General features: G+C 41.4%; 16 protein-coding genes and 1 riboswitch. Of the genes, 8 read left to right on the top strand and 8 right to left on the bottom strand.

All coding sequences use genetic code 11. The annotated features are described in order from the left end of the window. Window positions 1–46: 46 nt before the first annotated feature. Together AM500_RS01205 and AM500_RS01200 are read right to left on the bottom strand one after the other, a co-directional pair. Window positions 47–883: a transporter substrate-binding domain-containing protein gene (locus AM500_RS01205; protein ID WP_053597565.1), complete on the bottom strand. Its 837-nt coding sequence runs from the start codon at window positions 881–883 to the stop codon at window positions 47–49. Between the two features lie 105 nt (window positions 884–988). Next, a riboswitch (Lysine riboswitch) is annotated at window positions 989–1,173 on the bottom strand. Window positions 1,174–1,369: 196 nt separating this feature from the next. Then, a complete protein-coding gene (locus AM500_RS01200) occupies window positions 1,370–4,456 on the bottom strand; it encodes an efflux RND transporter permease subunit (protein ID WP_053597564.1) in 3,087 nt (1,028 codons plus the stop codon). Between the two features lie 100 nt (window positions 4,457–4,556). Between AM500_RS01200 and AM500_RS01195 the strand changes: the two genes are divergently transcribed. Next, window positions 4,557–5,393, top strand: a complete 837-nt coding sequence (locus AM500_RS01195; RefSeq protein ID WP_053597563.1) for a TetR/AcrR family transcriptional regulator — start codon at window positions 4,557–4,559, stop codon at window positions 5,391–5,393. Window positions 5,394–5,428: 35 nt separating this feature from the next. Here the strand turns inward: AM500_RS01195 and AM500_RS01190 are convergent, their stop codons facing one another. Beyond that, window positions 5,429–6,100 carry a YdeI/OmpD-associated family protein gene (locus AM500_RS01190; RefSeq protein ID WP_053597562.1) on the bottom strand — a complete coding sequence of 224 codons (672 nt, stop codon included), beginning with the start codon at window positions 6,098–6,100 and terminating at the stop codon, window positions 5,429–5,431. A gap of 178 nt (window positions 6,101–6,278) precedes the next feature. Further along, a complete protein-coding gene (locus AM500_RS01185) occupies window positions 6,279–7,265 on the bottom strand; it encodes a hypothetical protein (RefSeq protein ID WP_053597561.1) in 987 nt (328 codons plus the stop codon). 646 nt (window positions 7,266–7,911) lie between these two features. Between AM500_RS01185 and AM500_RS01180 the strand changes: the two genes are divergently transcribed. Together AM500_RS01180 and nspC are read left to right on the top strand one after the other, a co-directional pair. After that, on the top strand, window positions 7,912–9,111 hold the full coding sequence (locus AM500_RS01180; protein ID WP_053597560.1) for a saccharopine dehydrogenase family protein: 1,200 nt from the start codon (window positions 7,912–7,914) through the stop codon (window positions 9,109–9,111). Window position 9,112: 1 nt separating this feature from the next. Beyond that, entirely contained in the window at window positions 9,113–10,240 is a 1,128-nt protein-coding gene (gene nspC, locus AM500_RS01175) for a carboxynorspermidine decarboxylase (protein ID WP_053597559.1), read from the top strand. Window positions 10,241–10,332: 92 nt separating this feature from the next. On the opposite strand, the gene odhB is transcribed toward nspC, so the two are convergent. Further along, window positions 10,333–11,622 carry a 2-oxoglutarate dehydrogenase complex dihydrolipoyllysine-residue succinyltransferase gene (gene odhB / locus AM500_RS01170; RefSeq protein ID WP_053597558.1) on the bottom strand — a complete coding sequence of 430 codons (1,290 nt, stop codon included), beginning with the start codon at window positions 11,620–11,622 and terminating at the stop codon, window positions 10,333–10,335. An 18-nt stretch (window positions 11,623–11,640) separates the two neighbouring features. Then, on the bottom strand, window positions 11,641–14,490 hold the full coding sequence (locus AM500_RS01165; RefSeq protein ID WP_053597557.1) for a 2-oxoglutarate dehydrogenase E1 component: 2,850 nt from the start codon (window positions 14,488–14,490) through the stop codon (window positions 11,641–11,643). Window positions 14,491–15,090: 600 nt separating this feature from the next. On the opposite strand from AM500_RS01165, the gene AM500_RS25725 reads away from it, so the two are divergent. The 3 genes from AM500_RS25725 to AM500_RS01160 all read left to right on the top strand — a co-directional run bounded on the left by AM500_RS25725 (window position 15,091) and on the right by AM500_RS01160 (window position 16,329). Then, entirely contained in the window at window positions 15,091–15,258 is a 168-nt protein-coding gene (locus AM500_RS25725; protein ID WP_197028350.1) for a hypothetical protein, read from the top strand. Between the two features lie 29 nt (window positions 15,259–15,287). Continuing rightward, window positions 15,288–15,413, top strand: a complete 126-nt coding sequence (locus AM500_RS26000; protein WP_231688087.1) for a DUF6254 family protein — start codon at window positions 15,288–15,290, stop codon at window positions 15,411–15,413. Between the two features lie 283 nt (window positions 15,414–15,696). Further along, window positions 15,697–16,329 (top strand): flavodoxin family protein, encoded by a 633-nt coding sequence (locus AM500_RS01160; protein WP_053597556.1) that lies wholly within the window; start codon window positions 15,697–15,699, stop codon window positions 16,327–16,329. 109 nt (window positions 16,330–16,438) lie between these two features. On the opposite strand, the gene opuFB is transcribed toward AM500_RS01160, so the two are convergent. Both opuFB and AM500_RS01150 read right to left on the bottom strand, forming a co-directional pair. After that, entirely contained in the window at window positions 16,439–17,956 is a 1,518-nt protein-coding gene (opuFB, locus tag AM500_RS01155; protein ID WP_053597555.1) for an osmoprotectant update ABC transporter permease/substrate-binding subunit OpuFB, read from the bottom strand. Next, window positions 17,957–18,895 (bottom strand): ABC transporter ATP-binding protein, encoded by a 939-nt coding sequence (locus AM500_RS01150; protein ID WP_053597554.1) that lies wholly within the window; start codon window positions 18,893–18,895, stop codon window positions 17,957–17,959. A 390-nt stretch (window positions 18,896–19,285) separates the two neighbouring features. On the opposite strand from AM500_RS01150, the gene nagA reads away from it, so the two are divergent. Both nagA and nagB read left to right on the top strand, forming a co-directional pair. Continuing rightward, window positions 19,286–20,506: an N-acetylglucosamine-6-phosphate deacetylase gene (gene nagA, locus AM500_RS01145; RefSeq protein ID WP_053601584.1), complete on the top strand. Its 1,221-nt coding sequence runs from the start codon at window positions 19,286–19,288 to the stop codon at window positions 20,504–20,506. Further along, window positions 20,484–21,221: a glucosamine-6-phosphate deaminase gene (gene nagB / locus AM500_RS01140; protein ID WP_053597553.1), complete on the top strand. Its 738-nt coding sequence runs from the start codon at window positions 20,484–20,486 to the stop codon at window positions 21,219–21,221. Before nagA ends, nagB begins: the two co-directional genes overlap by 23 nt. Window positions 21,222–21,251: the final 30 nt, after the last annotated feature.

The following is a 21,251-nucleotide window of genomic DNA, read 5'->3' as shown; positions in this document are numbered from 1 at the left end:
TCCCATCATAAAACCGGCTGGTTTCAGCCGGTTTTATAATTGCATTTTACTTAGCAGCTGGCTGGTTTTTAATGGCTTCGTCCATAATAGAAGTCCGTTCTTCCTCTGAAATTGCACTTAGAATTTCATTTATTTTATCAGTCAAATCGCTGCCTTTTTCTAATCCGGCTGCAATTGCAGTATCATCCTCGGAAGTTTTGAAACCTTTTTCAAATTCAACCATGACATAATTGCTGTTTGCTGAAGAAGCACTTACTGCTTCTGGACGTTCAGATACATAACCATCAATCATACCTGATTCAAGAGCAACCCTCATTGCAGGGAAATTATCCATAGCAGTTTGTTTCTTTACTCCGTCGATTTGGTCGATGACCGAATAATGGAAGGTATTCAATTGCGCAGTAACCTTAGCACCGCTGAAATCCTGAATGGAAGTCGCATTTTCATATTTGCTGCCCTTTTTAACTACCATAACTAGGTCTGACTTATAATAGTTATCTGTAAAATCAATTGTCTTTTTTCGTTCTGCAGTAGGCGACATACCCGCGATAATGGCGTCTATTTTGCCAGAGGTCAGAGCTGGTACCAGCCCATCCCATTCGGTTTTAACAATAACAAGTTCCTTGCCAAGGCCATCAGCTATTTTTTTTGCAATTTCAACATCATAGCCGCCAGCATATTCGGCAGAACCAGAAATTTTAACTGCGCCATTTGAGTCATCAGTCTGTGTCCAGTTAAATGGCGCATACCCTGCTTCAAGACCGACTTTAAATGTATCTTTATCTGATTTACCGGAGCCGGTGCTCTCGCTGGAGCCACAGCCTGCCAGTAAAAGTATCGCAGACAGCATGAGTGTTAGAATAATAGATAATTTCTTGTTCACAACTTTTCTCCTCCATTTTTGGTGCCGCAGAACACAAAAAGCGGCCTGAGATAGACTCAGGCCGCACATATATGTACGCAAGCACAGATTCCCTCTCTTTATCCCGAATGAGATAGCACAACTCAGGTGAACTTGGGAGTTCACCGAGACAGTCCTGCAATTATTCACTGCAGACCCAGCAAGCATTATTGAGAAATAATACCCACTTCGGCGACATTTCCTTCTCCATAGCATCATTGCCTTCTCAAACTCCACTATGGACTGTTAAATACCGCGCCTCTACCTCACTGTTAAAAGTGAGGTTACTATTAAATTATATTTCTAAGGCTATACTATGAAAACGATTCTGTCAATATCCTGCATTTTTCCAGTTCATATAATTTAACGCAAAAAAAGCCAGGCGTCTAGGTATTGCATACCTAAACGCTTGGCTTTCTATCAATCATATTTTCATAAACATGTCGTTTTTGGCCCTAAAAAAACCATTTAGTTTACTTCTTCTTCTCTGCGGTTCTTTTTGAATAGCTTCGAAAGGACTTCATATACAATCGGAACAATAATTAACGTAAGCAATGTCGAGCTTGTCAAACCGCCAATAACGGTGATAGCCAGACCTTTTGAAATCAGGCCTCCGCCACCCTGACCAATCGCAAGCGGGATAAGTGCACCGATTGTTGCAATAGCCGTCATAAGGATTGGACGCAGCCTTGTTGAGCCTGCTTCAAGTATGGCCTCACGCATGGTTAGGCCGTCTCGTTCCATATCGATGATCCGGTCGACCAATACGATGGCATTTGTAACTACAATACCAATCAACATCAATAGACCCATCATCACGGACACCGATATGGTTTCGCCAGCAATAAGCAAGCCGACGAATGAACCGATGACCGTGAATGGCAAGGAGAAAAGAATCGCAAAAGGCGCCAGACCTTCTCGGAATGTAACAACAAGGATGAAATAAACGATCGCAATGGCTGCCAGCATTGCGACTCCAAGCTGTGTGAAGGTTTCATTCATATCCGCCTGAACTCCGGCAACACCGACCGTAACACCCTTCGGAAGCTCAAGATTATCGATTTCCTCTTGAACCTCGGAGGTTACCTTCGAAATGTCTTTTCCGATAGCTGTGCCTGACACGGTTGCGTAGTACTCACCCTTGCTTCGCGCAAGTGTATTCAAGGTTGTTCCCTCTTCTACAGTCACCAATTCAGAGAGGGGCATGGTTGTGCCCATAGCAGTCGGCACTGGAGTAGCCAACATTTCATCAATTGATTTAGGCTTAAGTGCCTGTTTCTGCTGGACGATTACATCAAGCGAAGTTCCATCCTTTTCAATCGTGGTCAGGACTTCCTTCGCGCCCATCGGATTGAGCATCATGATAATTTGGCCGGCGGTTAAGCCATATTTTTGAAGCAATTCATCTTGCTGCACATTAAATGTATATTCAACATACGCATCTTCAGCGGTAGAGGAAACATCCTCCAGTCTATCATTGTCATTCATGATAGCCTCCACCTTCTTGACAGATTCATTTAGCTTATCAAGATCCTCACTATAGAAGGTGTAGCTTACTTCATCCGGAGCCAGTGACATAGTTGTAAAGTTTTGGCTCTTCCACTCCCCGGTCTGGCCAATGTTTGTAACATATTCTTCAATTTCTTCACGTACCTCAGGGAAATTGTCCATTTCCGGATCAAAAATGAGATACATAAGCGCACCGCCCGCGCCTCCACCCATCATTGCGGCCATCGGGTCGCCTTCTTCATTGATGGAAACCTGCAGGATATCGATATCATCCCGCTTCAGGAGCTTTTCCTCGACGGCTTCAACATTTTTAAGTGTCTCATTCTTTAGTTCGCCTGTCTTTGGCGTATACGTCAAATACATGACCTTCTCTTCTTCACTGCCGAGGAAACTAAAGCCAATCAGCGGTGTCAGGGCGATACTTCCTGCCAGCAATACAATTGCAATGACAGAGGTGATGATTTTGTGGTTAAGGGATTTATTGAGTACCCCCTTATACCAGTTTGCTAACCTGCCAGCTTCTTTATGGCTCTTTTCAGTCTTCTCGCCATATAGCTTCTTCTTAAATAAAGTATGGGACAGAACAGGTACGATTGTAATCGCAACAAGCAATGACGCACCAAGTGCGAAAGTCATAGTCAGAGCAAATGGAGCAAATAGCTCGCCAACCATACCGCCAACAAAGATAAGCGGCGCGAACACTGCCACAGTGACCAATGTCGAGGACATGATTGGTTTGAACATTTCAATGGTCGCCTCGCGGATCAATGCCCGTCCAGTAAGCTTCTCATCCTTCAGATGCAGCCTGCGGTATATATTTTCCACTACGACGATCGAGTCATCTATAACGCGACCAATCGCGACCGTTATCGCTCCCAGCGTCATGATGTTAAGGGTAATATCCATCCAGTTCAACAGGACCAACGCCATGAATATGGAAACCGGAATAGAAATGATAGAGATGATTGTTGATTTAAAATCTCTTAGGAACAGAAGAATGATCAATACCGCAATCAATCCTCCGAAGACTGCTTTTTCAATCATCGTAAAAACAGATTCTTCTATTGGTTTACCCTGGTCAAGGGATACATCAATGACAATGCCTTCAATTTTACTTTTTTCTTCGTTAACCAGATCTTTCACACTTTTAACTACATCAACCGTGTTAGCTTGTTGTTCTTTGACGATTTGAATCGCAATCGCATCGTCGCCATTAGTCCGGGAAACAGACTTTACCTTTCCAACTGTTTCAACCTTGGCAATATCACTTAACTTAACAAACGGCGCCGGATTTTCCTGTGATGGCGTAACCGGAATGAGCATGTTCTTCAGTTCATCTTCAGTCATGAACTTCCCATCAACTGCAACTGCCTGTTCGCCCTCTTCAAATTCATACAACCCAAGCGAAACAGCCAGATTGCTCGCCTGAATGATCTCCTTCACTTTATCCTGGGTTAAACCGAACTGTTCAAGCTTTGCTTCGTCATAAGTCAACTCTACTTCTTCGATATGCTGACCGGTGATAGTTGCAGAACCGACTCCATCCAGCTTCTCGATTTTGGGGAGCAGGATTTTTTCAACAGTCGAAGTAAGTCCTACAATATCTTCCTCGGTGCTGCTGACACTCAATGCAACAACCGGCATCATATTCATACTTAAAGCAGTTATTTGAGGCTCTTGAGCCCCTTCAGGGAGGTCAACAGCATCAAGCGCTGACTCAAGCGCCCTTTTCGCTTCTGCCATATCTATGCCATATTCATATTCAATCTGGATGTTGGACATATTGGAATATGAATTCGAGTAGACTGCCTTTACATCCTCAAGCCCTTCGACAGCTCGTTCTATCGGCATGGAGATATCCTCCATAACCTTTTCAGGAGTAGCACCTGGGTATACATCCATTACCATCAAATACGGAATGGTTACATCAGGTATCGTCTCCATATTCATACGTGTTCCAGAATAAATCCCTGATACTGTTATAATAATGGTTAATAGCCATACAGCCAATTTATTCTTCAATACAAAATTTACAAAACCTTTCACTATGACACCTGCCCTTTATTGACTTAACTTGCCCATTTATTTATACTAATGACTGGTCGGTCATTTGTCAATGAGATGGCAATAGGGGAGATATTAAAAAATGATTAAAAAACAACTGATTATGGAAAAGGCGCTGGAACTTTTTGCTGAACAGGGGTTTGAAGCAACCTCTGTCCAACAAATCACCGATCGGTGCGGTATTTCAAAGGGCGCCTTTTATCTTTCATTCAAATCGAAGGACGAGCTTATTGCTGCATTAATAGATCATTTCATGATGCAGTTCGTGTCGGACATTGACTACATAGTCAATAGGCAAGGTTCTATAGAAAATCTTCTATACGACTTTTATTATTCAACTTTCAAGACATTCTATAAACGCTCTGACTTTGCCAAAATCCTTATTAAAGAACAAATGCAGTCCCTAAACCAGGAGCTCTTTTTAAAAATGCGCCATTATGACAATATGATGGAGAAAAGTATTCAAATAATGATAGTGCGATTGTATGGAGAGGCTGCAGAGGATATTACTTACGATCTTGTCTTTACAATAAAAGGGCTGCTGAACACTTATTCACAGTTATTCATCTTATTTCATATACCTTCACCTGATATAGAGCTCCTTTGCCGATCCCTTGTGGAAAAAACCAACTTAATCGCAAGAAATACAACCTTGCCTTTTATAACAAAGGATTTATATCACACTCTTCTAAACCCGGTGAATGAGCCACTATCCAGAGAGCAGCTAATTGAACTGATTAACGAAAAAATATCTGAAATTGAGGAACCAATAGAAAAAGATTCGCTGTCTTTGCTTGTCCGCGATCTTGAAGAACCTGTGTATAGTAGAACGATTGTTAAAGGCTTGATTGAGAATATCCGTAACCATCCTCACTGCAAATGGATATCCTATACGCTTAGGAATTATTATGAATTATAAAAAGCGCCGGCTCCAATGGCCGGCGCTTACACTCCCTACTTCTTCCCCAACTTGTAAAGGTCCCTGCTCTTGTAGCCTTCCGCAAGTATTTCCTTCATTTCCTCGCGGCGTTTCGCTTTCGTCGTATCCTGCTTTGCACTATATACATAGCGGGCCCAATCCTTTCTATAACCCGGGGTAAGTTCCTGATAAAAATCTAATAAGTTAGGAGTATCAGAAAGGTCTTTTTCAATTTCCGGGATAAACTCGATATAATCATCCACACACTGGCTAGGCTTTACTGCTTTACTAGTTTTGCCCTTCGCATCCTCTTTTAGGCCGACTACAGTAAAAACATCATTCAATCCAACCATGCGGGAAAACTTGATGGTGCTGCTGCCGACATAACCATCTTCAGCTACGCCAAGGCCCGGAAGGATTTCATCCCGATGGACGTATGTATCGTATACCTTGTTTCCTTTTTTTGCATAGGCAATATACAAATAGCCATTCTTGTTCAATCTTTGGTTTTCCGCAACATCTAGGACAAGGTTTTTCAACGATTCCATATCAACTAAGAACGCAAATATCAAATCGTATTTCCCTTCATTTAGCTTTGTGTCATAGCTCTCCAGTCCTGGTAGATAGTCTGTGTCCTCTGGCATATTGAGAACAGCAGCTTTCTCATATTTTTGCAGATTCAACTTTTCTACAATTGTTTTTGTCATCTTTAAAACCCCTATACAAATAAATGTATCTTCATTCTACATCCTTGGCAAATTGGTTTCAATTAGTCACATTGATTGTGTTTAAATGAAGGAAGTTCAATTTAACTAAGTATTCACTGTTGAAAAAACTCTGAGATTAAAGAGCCGCGGGACCCCCACGGCTCTTTTCTGCCCTATACTATACATCTTCTACTTTCAAAGAATGAAAGCTGTCTGTAAGTTCTGACTGAAAACGGCGCTGCTGTTCAGCTAGTTCTCTCATTTGATAATCAAATTGGCTTTGTTCACTTTCCAGTTTGCCTTTTATATGTGCAATTTGCTTAGTAAGTTCAGCTAAGCGATTTTCGGCTTTATCGGCTCGGAACTGCTCGAACTTAACCTGCTGCTGGAGTTCTTCATTCAGCCTGACCTGTTCTTCAGTCAAAGTTTCCAATCGTTGATAAACGTGGAACAAATCATTTTTAAAGTCGTTAATTTTTGATCCGGATGTTCTCGCTTTTTCAAGCATGAGTTCTTCTTCTGCCTTATCATATTTTTGCTTCAACTCTTCAGTTTCGGCGGATTTTTCAGCCAGGGCATGCTCTAAGCTGATTAATTGGCGCTTTAGATTGTTTACTGAATAGCTTTGCTGTTCCAACTCATTAAGCTTTTCCGTAAGTGTGATGTTTTCCCTCTGGAGTCCGGCAGAGTATTCTTGAAGCCGTTCATTTTCCTGCCTGCCATTCGCAACTTGGTTTTGCAAGTAGCCAAGCTTCTCCGTCATCGTGCCAACTTGAGTTTGCAGGTCAGCAACTTTCGGATCCGGCTGATCGTTTATCAATTGAACATCATTGTATTTTTCCTTGTAAAAGGAAAGTTCCTTTTGAGCCAAATCCAGCTTTTCCAAGAGGTTTTGCTTTTCTTCCAGGGCTGCAGCTTTAAAGGATTCCAGTTCCCTTTGCAGCTTGTTCCTGGACGTCAGCATTTCCTGCATATTCCGCTTCAGGCTCTGTTCTATTAGCTGATATTTATCTTCTATACTGTCTATGTATTCTTGTACATCCTTTTCATTAATGCCGCCGATAAACTTTGGCCTAAAATTGGACTTCATAGTATCTTTATTAATCTTGCGCCGTAACTCAAGCAATTCTTCCTCTACCCCGGTTATATGTAGATCCTTTACCACCTTTCTCCCTCCGCCCTTTACAAATATTTCTATTAATTACTATGTTAACACACCATGGTTATATTTACATAATTTTCTATAAATACATCTTCTTTTCATAGTGCTTTAGTCGTATTTTCCATTAATTTTTTTATTTTTTACCCATTGCACTATTAAATATATATTGATAATATATAAGAGCGTTAATTGGAAAGCTGCGAATTCACTATATATCTGGGGTCTTTCCAAGCAGATAATTTTTGACCACTTCTTTTTATGGAGTTAAGGCCATACGGACAGCCGGGTCAAATGCCGATTGGCAACTTTTTGTTGCCTTATTGATTGAGTTAAAAGCTCAAATTTTATAAGTTGGTTACTTTACAACCAGTGCATATGCACACAACTTGTGAAACGGTCAATAAGAGTGGTAAAAGTAATTATTTGCTATATAGACTCTGATCCTAGAATGATATATTGAATATTAAAGAGCTTCCTCCCTAATTAAGTTAGGGACCAGTATCGATATGGTTTTTTGCCATGGAAATGCGTGTATGCCTTTTTAATATAAGATTATATCAAAGCAAGTGTTGTGCGCCTTATGCGTATTGCATTTGCTTTTTTTGTTGTTTCGGCAAGTAAAAAATTCACTTTAGTTAGGAGCTTAAGAATGGGAAAAGCACTTATTATTGGCGCCGGTGGCGTTGCATCAGTAGCAATTCATAAATGTGTTCAGAATAGTGATGTATTTGAAGAAATCTGCATAGCAAGCCGTACAAAATCGAAATGTGATGAACTGAAAGCTAAGCTTGATGGCAAGGGAACAAAAATTACGACTGCCCAGGTTGATGCCAACAATGTTGATGAACTGATTGCCTTAATTAATGAAGTTAAGCCTGATGTCGTCATGAACCTTGCATTGCCATACCAGGATTTGACTATTATGGATGCCTGCCTGGCTACTAAAACAAATTACATGGATACAGCAAACTATGAGCCTGAAGATACAGCAAAATTTGAATATAAATGGCAATGGGACTATCATGAAAAATTCCGTGAAGCTGGAATCACTGCCCTTCTTGGCAGCGGCTTCGATCCTGGTGTGACTGGCGTGTTTTCTGCTCACGCACTAAAGCATCATTTCGACACCATTGAATATATCGATATCCTTGACTGCAATGCTGGTGACCATGGCTACCCATTCGCAACAAACTTCAATCCTGAAATCAATATCCGTGAAGTATCCGCAAACGGAAGGTACTGGGAGAATGGTGAATGGATTGAAACAAAGCCAATGGAAATCAAGCGCGTTTATGACTTCCCTGAAGTTGGCGAGAAAGATATGTACCTTCTATATCATGAAGAGCTTGAATCTCTTGCTAAAAACGTCCCTGGCCTAAAGCGTATCCGCTTTTTCATGACATTTGGCCAAAGCTACCTGACTCACCTGAAGGCCCTTGAAAATGTGGGCATGACTTCGATTGAGCCAATTGAGTTTGAAGGAAAGCAAATTATTCCTCTTCAATTCCTAAAGGCAGTATTGCCTGACCCAGCGTCACTTGGGCCGCGGACAAAAGGTAAAACCAACATTGGCTGTATCTTCCGTGGCAAAAAAGACGGTGAAGATAAAGTGTACTATGTGTACAATGTTTGTGACCATGAAGAATGCTATAGAGAAGTTGGTTCCCAAGCCGTTTCTTATACAACAGGCGTTCCAGCAATGATTGGCGCGATGATGCTCATGACTGGAAAATGGGATTACAAGGGTGTCTTTAATATCGAAGAGTTCGATCCAGACCCATTCATGGAAGAATTGAACAAATGGGGACTACCGTGGAAGGAAAGCTTTGACCCAGAGCTTGTGGACTAAGATGAAATTTGAAGAATTGCCAACCCCTTGTTATGTAGTGGATGAAAGCCTTTTGGAAAAAAACCTTAAAATCCTGAACGGGGTTATGAAGCGGACAGGATGCAAGATTGTACTGGCACAAAAAGCATTTTCAATGACTTCTTTATATCCCTTGATTGGGGAATATTTAAGTGGCACGACAGCAAGCGGCCCCTTTGAGGCTCGCCTTGGATATGAAAAAATGGGCAAAGAAAATCATGTTTTCTCGGCTGCCTATCGTGAAGACGAAATGGATGAAATTATTGAGATTTGTGACCATATTATTTTCAACTCCAACACTCAGTTAGAAAGGTTTAAGGATAAGGTTCTTGCAGCCGGCAGGAAGGTTGGCTTACGAATCAATCCTGAATGTTCCACCCAGGAAGGGCACGCCATTTATGACCCTTGCTCACCAGGTTCAAGGTTCGGGGTAACAATTGAACATTTCCGTCCTGACTTGCTTGAAGGTGTTTCTGGCCTGCATTTCCATACACTCTGCCAGCAAAACTCGGATGCACTGGAAATTACGTTAAATGCTGTTGAAGAGAAGTTTGGCCCATGGCTCTCTCAAATGGAATGGATCAACTTTGGCGGCGGCCACCATATTACCAGGGAGGATTATGATATCCCGCGCCTGGAAAAATGTATTAAGAGGATGCAGGAGAAATACGGCCTGGAGGTCTACCTTGAGCCAGGTGAAGCAATTGCTCTTAATGCTGGCTATTTGGTAACGACTGTACTTGATACAATAAAGAACGGCATGGATATTGCTATTCTTGATACGTCAGCATCCTGCCATATGCCCGATGTTCTTGAAATGCCATACCGCCCTCCTCTTCTTGATTCAGGAGAAGTTGGTGAAAAGCCGCACTTGTACCGCCTTGGCGGGCAAACCTGCCTGACTGGTGATGTCATTGGCGACTATTCCTTTGACAAGCCTTTGCAGATTGGAGACCGATTGGTGTTTGGCGACATGGCTATTTATACGATGGTTAAAAATACAACCTTTAACGGAATGCCACTGCCGGCGATTGCTATCCAGGATAAAAATGGAGATTGCAGAGTCGTCCAGAAGTTTGGCTACCAAGACTTCGCAATGAGGCTCGCATAAAACAAAGAAAAATAAAAGACCCGGATTTTAACCATATGTTAAAATCCGGGTTTTTTTTATTTTCTTTTCACTATTCATCCAAAAGCTAGATTTTATGATTCAAAAAGTAATTTTTCTGGATCCTCAAGCAATTGCTTGATTCTAACCAGGAATCCAACTGCTTCCTTTCCATCGACAATACGATGGTCATAGGAAAGAGCAATGTACATCATAGGCCGAATTTCGATTGTTTCATCATCAACAGCAACTGGGCGTTTTTGAATGGAGTGCATACCCAAGATTCCGACCTGAGGAGCATTTAAAATAGGTGTTGAGAATAAAGAGCCAAATGTTCCTCCATTTGTAATCGTGAATGTGCCGCCCTGCAGGTCAGATAAAGTTAGTTTCGACTCCTTTGCCTTTAATGCCAGATTACTAATCTCCTTTTCTATCTCGGCAAAATTTAATCGATCAGCGTCTCTCACAACAGGAACAACTAGGCCCTCTTCTGTAGAAACAGCAACGCCAATGTCATAGAATTTCTTAATGACCAGTTCATTTTCTTGAATTTCTGCGTTCAGTAATGGATAGCGTTTAAGCGCACTGACGACTGCCTTCGTAAAAAACGACATAAACCCTAGCTTTACATCATGTTCTTCAAAAAATTCATCTTTCCGCTTCTTTCTTAAATTCATGACAGCAGTCATATCGACTTCATTAAATGTCGTTAAGATCGCTGCCGTTTGCTGGACCTGGACAAGGTTCTTTGCAATTGTGGCACGGCGGCGCGACATTTTTCTTCTTTCTACTGGTTTACTGAATTGGTTATATGCTGGTGCTTGCTGTGCAACTTGCTGTCCTGGTTGCTGTACTGCGGCCTGGGACGTGTTAGCAGCCGGGCGGCTCTCAGGTTCATAGTTTGCAACGTCCTGTTTACGCACCCTTCCCAACGGGTCTTGAGGAACAACATTCTGCAGATCAATTCCCCGTTCTCTCGCTAACTTTCTTGCAGCTGGAGAAGCAATGACTTCGTTAGTTGAAGCAGGTTTTCCTTCATCAGTTGGCGCTTCATTTGCCGCCGGCGTTTCTTCTGTGGCTGTCTCTTCATTTACTGCAGTTGTGTCTTCTGCAACAGGCAATTCATTTGCCTGTTTTGTGGAACCACTACCAGTTTCCTCAATAACCGCAACTGCTTCTCCAACCGCTACGTTATCGCCTTCTTCTTTCAAAATTTCTTTTAATACCCCACTGAACTCAGAAGTAATTTCCACATTGACTTTATCTGTTTCGAGTTCCAAAATATAATCTCCTGTTGAAACAACATCACCGGGGTGTTTAATCCATTGTGCAATGGTACCTTCTGTTATTGATTCAGCTAATTGAGGGATGACGATCTTCGCCATTTCCTTGCACTTCCTTCCTTAAGCATGTATAGGGTTCTTTTTCAGATTTTCGGTTTTTGTTAATGTCGCATTGATAATTCTTGCCTGCTCATTTTTATGAATGGCCGGGTCTCCCTCGGAAGGACTGGACATGCTTGGCCTTCCAATATAGGAAACTTTAATAGAATCTGGCAACAACTGTTCCAGGCAGGGAGCAATATAATTCCAAGCGCCCATATTTTGCGGTTCTTCTTGGGTCCATACAATTTCCTTTACGTTTTTGTATTGATGGATTATCTTTTTAATTTGTTCCGCTGGGAAAGGATACAATTCTTCTATTCTAATAATATCCAGCCAATTAAAGGATTCCGTATCCTTTACATTGTCACCTAGCTCTACTGCCAGGCGGCCTGTACAGAAGACAATTCGTTCTACTTGATCCCGTTCGGTTCCAAGTCCTGGCTGCTCAATACACGGATGGAACTGACCATTTGTAAATTCCTCTAAATATGACCCTGCCGAAGGATTCCGCAGTAAGCTTTTTGGAGTCATTAAAACTAAAGGCCTTACTGCATCTGTATTCAAGATTGCTGCTTGTCTTCTTAAAAGATGGAAGTATTGTGCTGAAGACGATACATTCGCAACAGTCCAGTTATTTTCAGCAGCCATTTGCAGAAAACGTTCCAGTCTTGCACTGGAATGTTCAGGTCCCTGGCCTTCATAACCGTGCGGCAGCAGCATCACAATTCCTGACCTTTGACCCCACTTGGAACGGCCTGAAGAAATGAATTGATCAAGGATAACTTGCGCACCATTAGCAAAATCTCCAAATTGAGCTTCCCACAATACAAGCGTTTCAGGAGAAATTACATTGTATCCGTATTCAAATCCAAGTATCGCAGCTTCGGATAGCGTACTATTATGGACAGCAAAGGATGCATTTGCTGCACTGATTTTATGCATTGGGCTATACTTCTCTCCCGTCTTTTCATCCGATAAAACAATATTGCGATGGGAGAACGTCCCTCTTTCAGAATCCTGTCCCGCTAACCGAATAGGTGTGCCATCCTTTAAGATTGAAGCAAAAGCTAATACTTCAGCATGGCCCCAATCAATTTTTCCATGATTCTCAAAAACATCTAGTCTGCGTTTCAATATTTTTTGCAGTTTGCCGAACACATTGAATCCTTCCGGCCACTCAAGAAGCTCTGAATTTATTTGTGTTAATGTTGATTGATTAACCGTAGTATCTATTTTCGGAATTTCATGGATATCCTCTGCTTGTAATTCAGAAATGGACCGAACCTCTAAAGGTTTTTTATTGATTTGTTCATATGCCTGTTTAAACCCTGCTGCTACCTCTTTTTCAATCCGCTTGATTTCCTCTTCAGACATAGACTTTTCAACTAATAGTTTCTGCTTGTATAAAGAAGTAATCGTTGGATGGCTGCGAATCACATTATATGTTACAGGATTAGTGGCCATTGGTTCGTCCATTTCATTGTGGCCCATCCTTCTGTAACCAATTAAATCTACTAAAATATCCTTATTGAATGTCTGGCGGTACTCAAACGCTAACCTCATAACTGCCAGACATACCTCAGGCGCATCCGCATTGACATGTATGACAGGAATGTTAAATCCTTTCGCCAAATCACTGGAATATCTCGTTGATTTTGAATCTTCGCTTTCAGTTGTAAAACCGATGCGGTTGTTTGCAATAATGTGAATGGTTCCGCCTGTTTGATACCCCTTCGTTCTTGAATAATTCAGCGTTTCTGCGACAACCCCTTGTCCTGGGAATGCGGCATCCCCATGGACTAATAGAGCAAGCGCTTTCGAAGTATCCTGTTTTGGATATCCTTTTTCAGAACGATCGTCTTGAGCGGCCCTTGTATACCCTTCCACAACTGAACCGGCAAATTCCAAATGACTAGGGTTATTCGCTAACGTGACTTTAATCTGTTTATTCTGGATGCGTCTATTCTTTACAGCACCCATATGGTACTTTACATCTCCAGTGGTGCCGCTTACTTCCGAATAATCAGGGTTATCATTTACCCATGATGAACGTTGAAATTGTGAAAAAATCGCTTCATAAGGTTTTTCCAATACATGGGCAAGTACATTCAGCCTTCCTCTATGCGCCATAGAGATCATGACATTTTCTATTCCAGCTTCTGCAGATAAATGAACGACTTCATCAATTGCAGGAACAAGCGCTTCCAACCCTTCAACAGAAAAACGTTTTTGTCCAACATAGGTTTTTTGAATAAATTGTTCGAATCCTTCCACTTGGTAAAGCTTCTTTAATAGCTCTGCTTTCCTTAATGCCGGAACTGCAGGTTTACTAAACTCATTTTCGATTTTCTGTTGCAGCCATTGTCTCTCTTCTGGCTCAACATGCTGAAATTCAAATCCACTATTGCCCGTATATACTTGCTTAAGAAAGTGAATCGCAGCTAGTCCATCTGAAAATTGGCCCTTCTTCTCCGGACAAATGATATCTGCAGGTATCTCTCTCACATCGGCTTCAGTTAAACCATAGTGAGACAAGGCAAGTAAATTAGATGGAGACTGTGATTCCAATGGATAAATAGCCGCCTCCAGATGGCCATTCGTCCGAATATTTTCTGCCAGATCCATTACCTTTGTAAGCTTTTTCATTTTCTTGTAAATGAATTCTAGGGAAACATCCTGCTTGGAATACTGCTGATGTTGCCCATTCATTTGTGAAGATTCAACTCCCGGTGCTCCCCACTCCGCAAACAATCCTCTTAAGCTTTCATCCACTAATTCTGAATTAGTCACATACAAATCATACTGTTCCAACAAATATCCAAGATTAACTCCATGGACGTTGTTCCACGGGCTAATTGGATTACTCATAATAAAACACCCCTTATTATCTTACTAAAACAATTTTCGCAATGTTCAATAACATTTGCAACTTACTTGTCTTGGAAACCTATACATTTCTTTTAAACTGATAATGATATTAATATATAACCAACAACTGTAAATTTTGCGGGGCACTACCATGAAAATTAACTTCTATAACTGGAAAAAAGACCATGCTAAAGAAGACGCAACTCATACGATTTTTTAAATTAGGAATGCGTCAATTTCATTATCTATAGTAATTTTGTTGTTCGTTTACGGTAGGCTGCCAACTTTTAGGGAAATATCCTACTTCACATTCTTTAAGGCCGTTTACAAAATGATTTTGATTAAAAAACTCCTTTTTAGGGTTCTTGTGAAATGTCGTAATCAGACTGCCTACCGCAAGTAATTCAACTCTTCATTTAAATACCCTATCTCATTTAAATAATTCAAATACTTTTTTGTAGAAATACATGATAAGTCAACTTCCTTTTTTGAAAGACGGTTCTTTACTTATTATTCAGCCCACCAATAGGTTTTTTGATTCCTTTAGGTGAATATTTCATTTTTCTTTTTCCATACTAAGTTGCAGAAGGAGGCTGAATCATGGCAAAGCGTACAAAGAAGAATGACCCACAGCAAAAAAACAAGCAAGGATTTGATTCAAGCAAGAAAGATACAGAGTTTGGAAAAGAGTTTGGAAGTGCCAATGCAAACCGTGCTAAAAAGGAAAAAGATAAAGAACAACGAGCCTATACCAATCAGGATGCATAATTAACTAAAATAGCGAGGAGCTCTATCATATGACTCAATCCAAATCGCAAAAAGAAAGGCAATGGGAAACGAGAAAGGAATCCCAAAATCCGCATGGGAAGGTTAAATCCTTCGAACAGCTGGCTGAAGAAGCAGGAAAAGGCAAAACCAAGTAGTATAAAAATGGACTTACCATTTATATGATAAGTCCATTTTTATTTGCAGAAGTTATGATTCAATTTCTTCCCTTCGCAGGTGTTGTCCACATGTTGAATGAAAGTTTAATTGTTATATTATTTTCAGGGTATGTAATCACCGCTGTAACATTCTCCAGTAATCCGCCCGCAAACTTTACTCTTTATTTCTTCCAATCAATTCAAACACATAACTACCCTCAAGTTTTCTCCGTTTGTAAAAGTTCACTTAGGGAATGAGTATTTATGTAAGGAGGGAACGAGCATGGCAATTAAAGCTCTAGTGTTGAATTGCAGTCTTAAGGATAGCTCGGAGACTTCTAATACCCGTGCTCTTATTGACGAGGCTGTGAAGATTTTCGAGGAAAACGGGGCTGATACGGAAGTACTGACAATGGCTGATTATTCAATTGGCTCTGGGATTACACATGAGGCAGTGAATAACCAGGACCAGTGGCCAATTATTTTTGAAAAAGTAAAGCAGGCCGATATTCTTGTGATTGGATCTCCAATCTGGCTTGGTGAACAAAGCAGCCTTGCTACCTTGGTGGTGGAAAGGCTATATGGCGGGAGCAGCCTTACTAACGAAAAAGGCCAATACATTTACTATAACAAAGTTGGTGGTGTGGTCGTCACTGGTAATGAAGATGGCGGGAAAAACGTCTCCAGCTATTTGATTTATGCACTATCCCATATCGGGTTCACCATACCTCCGAATGTCGATACGTATTGGGTAGGCGAAGCAGGGCCCGGGCCTTCATTCATTGAAGCAAATGGAAACCAAAACGAGTTTACAATGCAGCACGTAAAGATTATGGCCCACAATTTGCTTCATTTTGCCCGGCTACTGAAGGAACACCAAATCCCAGCAGAAGGTAATGTCATCAAAAGTGAATAGGTTTTGACATTTGGGTAAATAGCACTTGTTTTGGATATGAAAGAAAACTCGCCACGGCGAGTTTTCTTTTTGCATTTCTATGGGAGATCTTCAAGCACAAACAGTTGTGTTATTTAATTAAGCCTTCTTTTTTTAAATACTCTCTGGAGATTTCTTCAGGGCTTTTTCCCTCGGCATTGACTTGATAGTTCATAGCCCGCATTTCATCGTCACTGATTTTTCCTGCAAGCTTGTTGAGAGCTTTGGCTAGCTCGGGATGTTCTTCCAGAGTTTTAGCTTTTAATAGAGGTGCTCCCTGATAGGGAGGGAAAAGCGTTTTGTCATCCTCAAGCACTTTGAGGTTATACTGCTGCAGTTCACTGTCGGTTGAATAGGCGTCGACTAAATTGATTTCGCCACTTTCAATTGCCCCATACCTTAGCTTCGGTTCCATTGTCACGACATTCGGGAATTCGAGGCCATACAATCTTTGGATGCCCTTGTACCCATCCTCGCGGTCTGCAAATTCAAGGGTGAAACCAGCTTTTATAATTTTGGAAATTTGGCCAAGATCTGAAATGGTTTGCAGTTTATGCTCTTCTGCCAGCCGGGCAGGGACAGCAAGTGCATATGTATTGTTATAAGCCATCGGCTCCAACAGCTCCATATCGAACTGTTCCTTCATGCCTTCTTTTGCCTGACTGTACACTTCTTTGGCATCTGTACTAACTGCAGTTTCTTTCAGAAATTCTGAAATGGCTGTTCCTGTAAATTCCGGATAAAGGTCAATGCTTCCACTTTTAAGGGCATTAAATAAAAAGGAAGTTTTTCCGAGGCCCGGTTTTAGCTCTACTTTGAGGTCTGTTTCTTCTTCAATCAGGAGTTTATACATATTAATCAAAATCTCAGGTTCAGACCCCAGTTTCCCGGCAATTACAATAGTTTTGTCATCCTGGTTTGAAAGTAGCGGCAGGGCCACTATTAATAGCGCGACGGCTGCAAATATTCCGATTGAAGCAACTGATTTTTTAAAAGAAACCCGCTCAAACCAGCGAAGTAATAGGTCAAATAAAATTGCAAGCAAAGCGGCAGGGACTGCTCCCAGGATAATCAAAGCAGAATTATTCCTGTCAATGCCGAGCAAGATCAAATCACCAAGACCGCCTGCTCCTATAAGTGCTGCAAGTGTAGCTGTACCAACAATTAATACCATCGCAGTCCGTATACCTGCCATGATGACTGGCAATGCCAGTGGCAATTCAACTTTTGCCAAAAGCCTCCGGTTGTTCATTCCCATTGCACTACCCGCCTCAATTAAGGAAGGATTAACCTCCATGATTCCAGTCACGGTATTCCGCAGGATTGGCAGAAGCGCATATGCAACAAGGGCTATAATCGCCGGTACCTTACCAATTCCGAATATCGGAATTAACAATCCAAGCAACGCAAGAGAAGGAATGGTTTGCAAAACAGCCGTGATTCCAATTACTCCTTCTGCAATGTGTTTTTTTCTTGTCAGTAAAACACCAAGAGGAATTGCTATAAGTACAGCGAAAAATAAAGCAATGAACGAAATTTGAATATGCTCCAGTAACGCACTTATAAGCTGGTCTTTTCTGTCAGCGAACACGGAACTGATTGCGGCCACTTAGTTCACCTCCATCTGATGGGATAATAGACGGATGACCGACTGCCGATCCAGCATCCCGACAACCGTGCCACTTTCCATTATCACAATATGACTATGGTCCGATAGCAATGCAAGGATTTCAGGAAGACCGGCAGTGTTGGGGAGAACGGGTGCATTCAGAGTGGCTTCAGCGTCAACAGACTTTATCGCTTCTAATACATTTACCTGATCATCTCCGTTTATCCCGACAAATTCACGGACAAATGTATTTGCGGGGTCTCTTAGGATATCCTGTGGGGTGCCGGTTTGAACTACTTCACCATCCTTCATTAGGCAAATTCTCTCTCCAAGCTTCAAGGCTTCTTTCATATCATGGGTGACAAACACAATTGTTTTCCTGATTTGTTTTTGGAGTTTCAAAAGGTCATCCTGAAGCATTTCCCTACTGATTGGGTCAAGCGCGCTGAAAGGCTCATCCATCAAAATAATGGGAGGGTTAGCGGCAAGGGCTCTTGCCACACCGATTCGCTGCTGCTGGCCGCCTGACAGTTCATTCGGCTTTCTTTTACGGTATACATCCGGTTCAAGCCCGACCATGTCCAATAATTCATCAATTCGCTGGCTGATTTTTCTCTGTTCCCACTTTTTCATTTCTGGCACGATTGAGATATTCTCTTCGATTGTCATGTGTGGGAATAAGGAAATATCCTGAAGAACATAGCCGATATCCCATCGCAGTTCATGGATATCGTACTCACTGATTTTTTTATCCTGAATTCTGATCGTACCTTCCGAGATTGGAATTAACCTGTTTATCATCTTCAACATGGTTGTTTTCCCTGAACCACTAGGACCAATCAATACAAAAAATTCTCCTTCTCTTATTTCCAAATCAACATTTCTAACTGCATAAATACCATTAGGATAGGTTTTCGTCACATTCTCAAACCGTATCATGATTTCCCCCCCTCTACTCTACTAAAGTCTCTTTCCCCTGTTATCCTACTATCAATCAAATAAAAAGAGATGAATCAACGTTTAACATTGTTGTTCATTTTAACAGGTCTTGCATTTGTTTCAATTATAAACCAGAAGTGGTAGGTGGTATCTTTATAGTGCTCAGTCTAAATAAGAATATAGTTCCATTGGCTCAATTATCTTTATCCTTTTACTACGCTTCTTCTTCCGGGAAAAGGGAAATAGATAATCCAGGAGTAAAGCCCTTTATCAATACTTGATTTAATACGGTTATGAGGCAGAACCCCTTTATGAATCAACAATTGGTATAGACAACTATATAACACAGGTGATACTATGAAGGTGTTAAGAAGGGATGTAGTGAAGAATATGGATAACAAAACTACCAACACCTTGTTACTCAAGGGAATTGATATTTATTCCGATGAAAAATGGATTCACAATGGGTACATTAAAATACAAAATGAAAAAATCGTTGAATTGGGAACTATGGAAAACCTGACACCACTAGAAGAATGTGAGGTACTCAGACTCCCCTCTAACTTCAAGGCGGTCCCTGGATTTATTGATGTTCATATCCATGGAACAAATGGAGCGGATGTTATGGACGCTACCATTGAATCTTTAAATGTAATGGCGCAGACCCTCCCTAGTGAGGGAACTACAAGCTTTCTTGCTACCACAATGACCCAGGGAGAACGGCAAATTGAAAGAGCGTTAATCAACGCAGAAAACTACATTAAACATCATCAATCACCCGGTAAGGCTGAGGTATTGGGAATGCATCTTGAAGGACCATTCGTAAATAAAACAAAAGCCGGGGCCCAACCTATCCAGCATATGATTGATCCAAATGTCGAGTTATTTAGAAAATGGGAAACACTCTCTGGCCATACAATCAAACTAGTCACCCTTGCACCAGAACTACCAGGCGGCCTTGACCTGGTGAAATATTTAAAATCAAAGGACATTGTTGCCTCAATTGGACATAGCGATGCAACCTATGATGATGTAGTAAAGGCTATTGGGGCTGGGGCAACTCATGTCACACATTTGTACAATCAAATGAGAGGATTGCATCACCGCGAACCCGGTGTAGTGGGAGCCGCATTTTTAAAAGAAGAACTAAAGGCAGAACTAATTGCCGACGGGATTCATGCTCGTCCAGAAATGGTCAAATTAGCCTACAGGCAGAAGGGGCCTAAAGGAATTATTTTAATTACCGATTCCATGAGGGCAAAGTGCCTTAAAAATGGCCATTATGATTTAGGCGGCCAGGATGTAACAGTCAGCGATGGAAAAGCGACTCTTGCAGACGGAACCCTTGCTGGAAGCATTTTAAAACTGCATCATGGGGTAAAGAACATTATAGAGTTTTCTGGCTGCCAAATTGAAGATGCAATTGAAATGGCCTCAGTTAATCCGGCAAAACAGCTAAATATCTTTGATCGAAAAGGCAGTCTTTCTAAGGGAAAAGATGCCGATATTGTTATTCTTGATGAGAACAGGGATATTTATATGACAATCTGCCGTGGAAAGCTGGCCTATGTTAAAGGAGGAGAACACCATGAGAATAATACAAGCCAATAACTACGAGGATATGAGTCAACTAGCTGCCGATTATATAATAGGCAAAGTGATTGCCCAGCCAAAAATCAAGCTTGGGCTCGCGACTGGGGGAACGCCATTGGGTGTTTACCAAAAGATAACTGCGGACCACAAAAAGAACGGCACTTCATACCAGCAGGTCACCACTTTCAATTTAGATGAGTATGTTGGGCTATCTGGGCAAAATCCAAATAGCTATCGCTACTACATGAATGACAACTTATTTAACCATATAGATTTACAGGAGACAAACACATTCATTCCGCGTGGGGATGCAGAAGATGCAGAAAAGGAATGCGAGGCCTATGAAAAACTGCTTGCTAAGCATCAAGGAATTGATTTGCAGCTTTTAGGAATTGGGGCTAACGGCCATATCGGATTTAACGAACCTGGCACATCATTCAATTCGAAGACCCATGTAGTTCAATTAGCACCTTCAACGCGTAAAGCGAATGCGCGATTTTTTAACAGCAGCGAGGAAGTTCCTACAAAGGCTATTACAATGGGAATCGCTACGATTATGAAGAGTAAGGAGATTCTGCTGCTAGTATCTGGAGAACAAAAAAGCGAAGCCCTGAAAAGACTTTTGACAGGAAGTGTTGATGAAAGTTTTCCAGCATCCGTTTTAAAACATCATCCACATGTTACCATTATCGCTGATAAGGCTGCAATTGCCGGATTAAAGGTTCACAGTTAGGTCTCCCGGCTCCTGTTTCCTTTTATTGAA

This window comes from Bacillus sp. FJAT-18017 (assembly GCF_001278805.1).
Taxonomy (GTDB): domain Bacteria; phylum Bacillota; class Bacilli; order Bacillales; family Cytobacillaceae; genus Bacillus_D.
The sequence above is the reverse complement of the archived record's forward strand: the minus strand, read 5'-3'. Positions and strand labels throughout refer to the sequence as shown.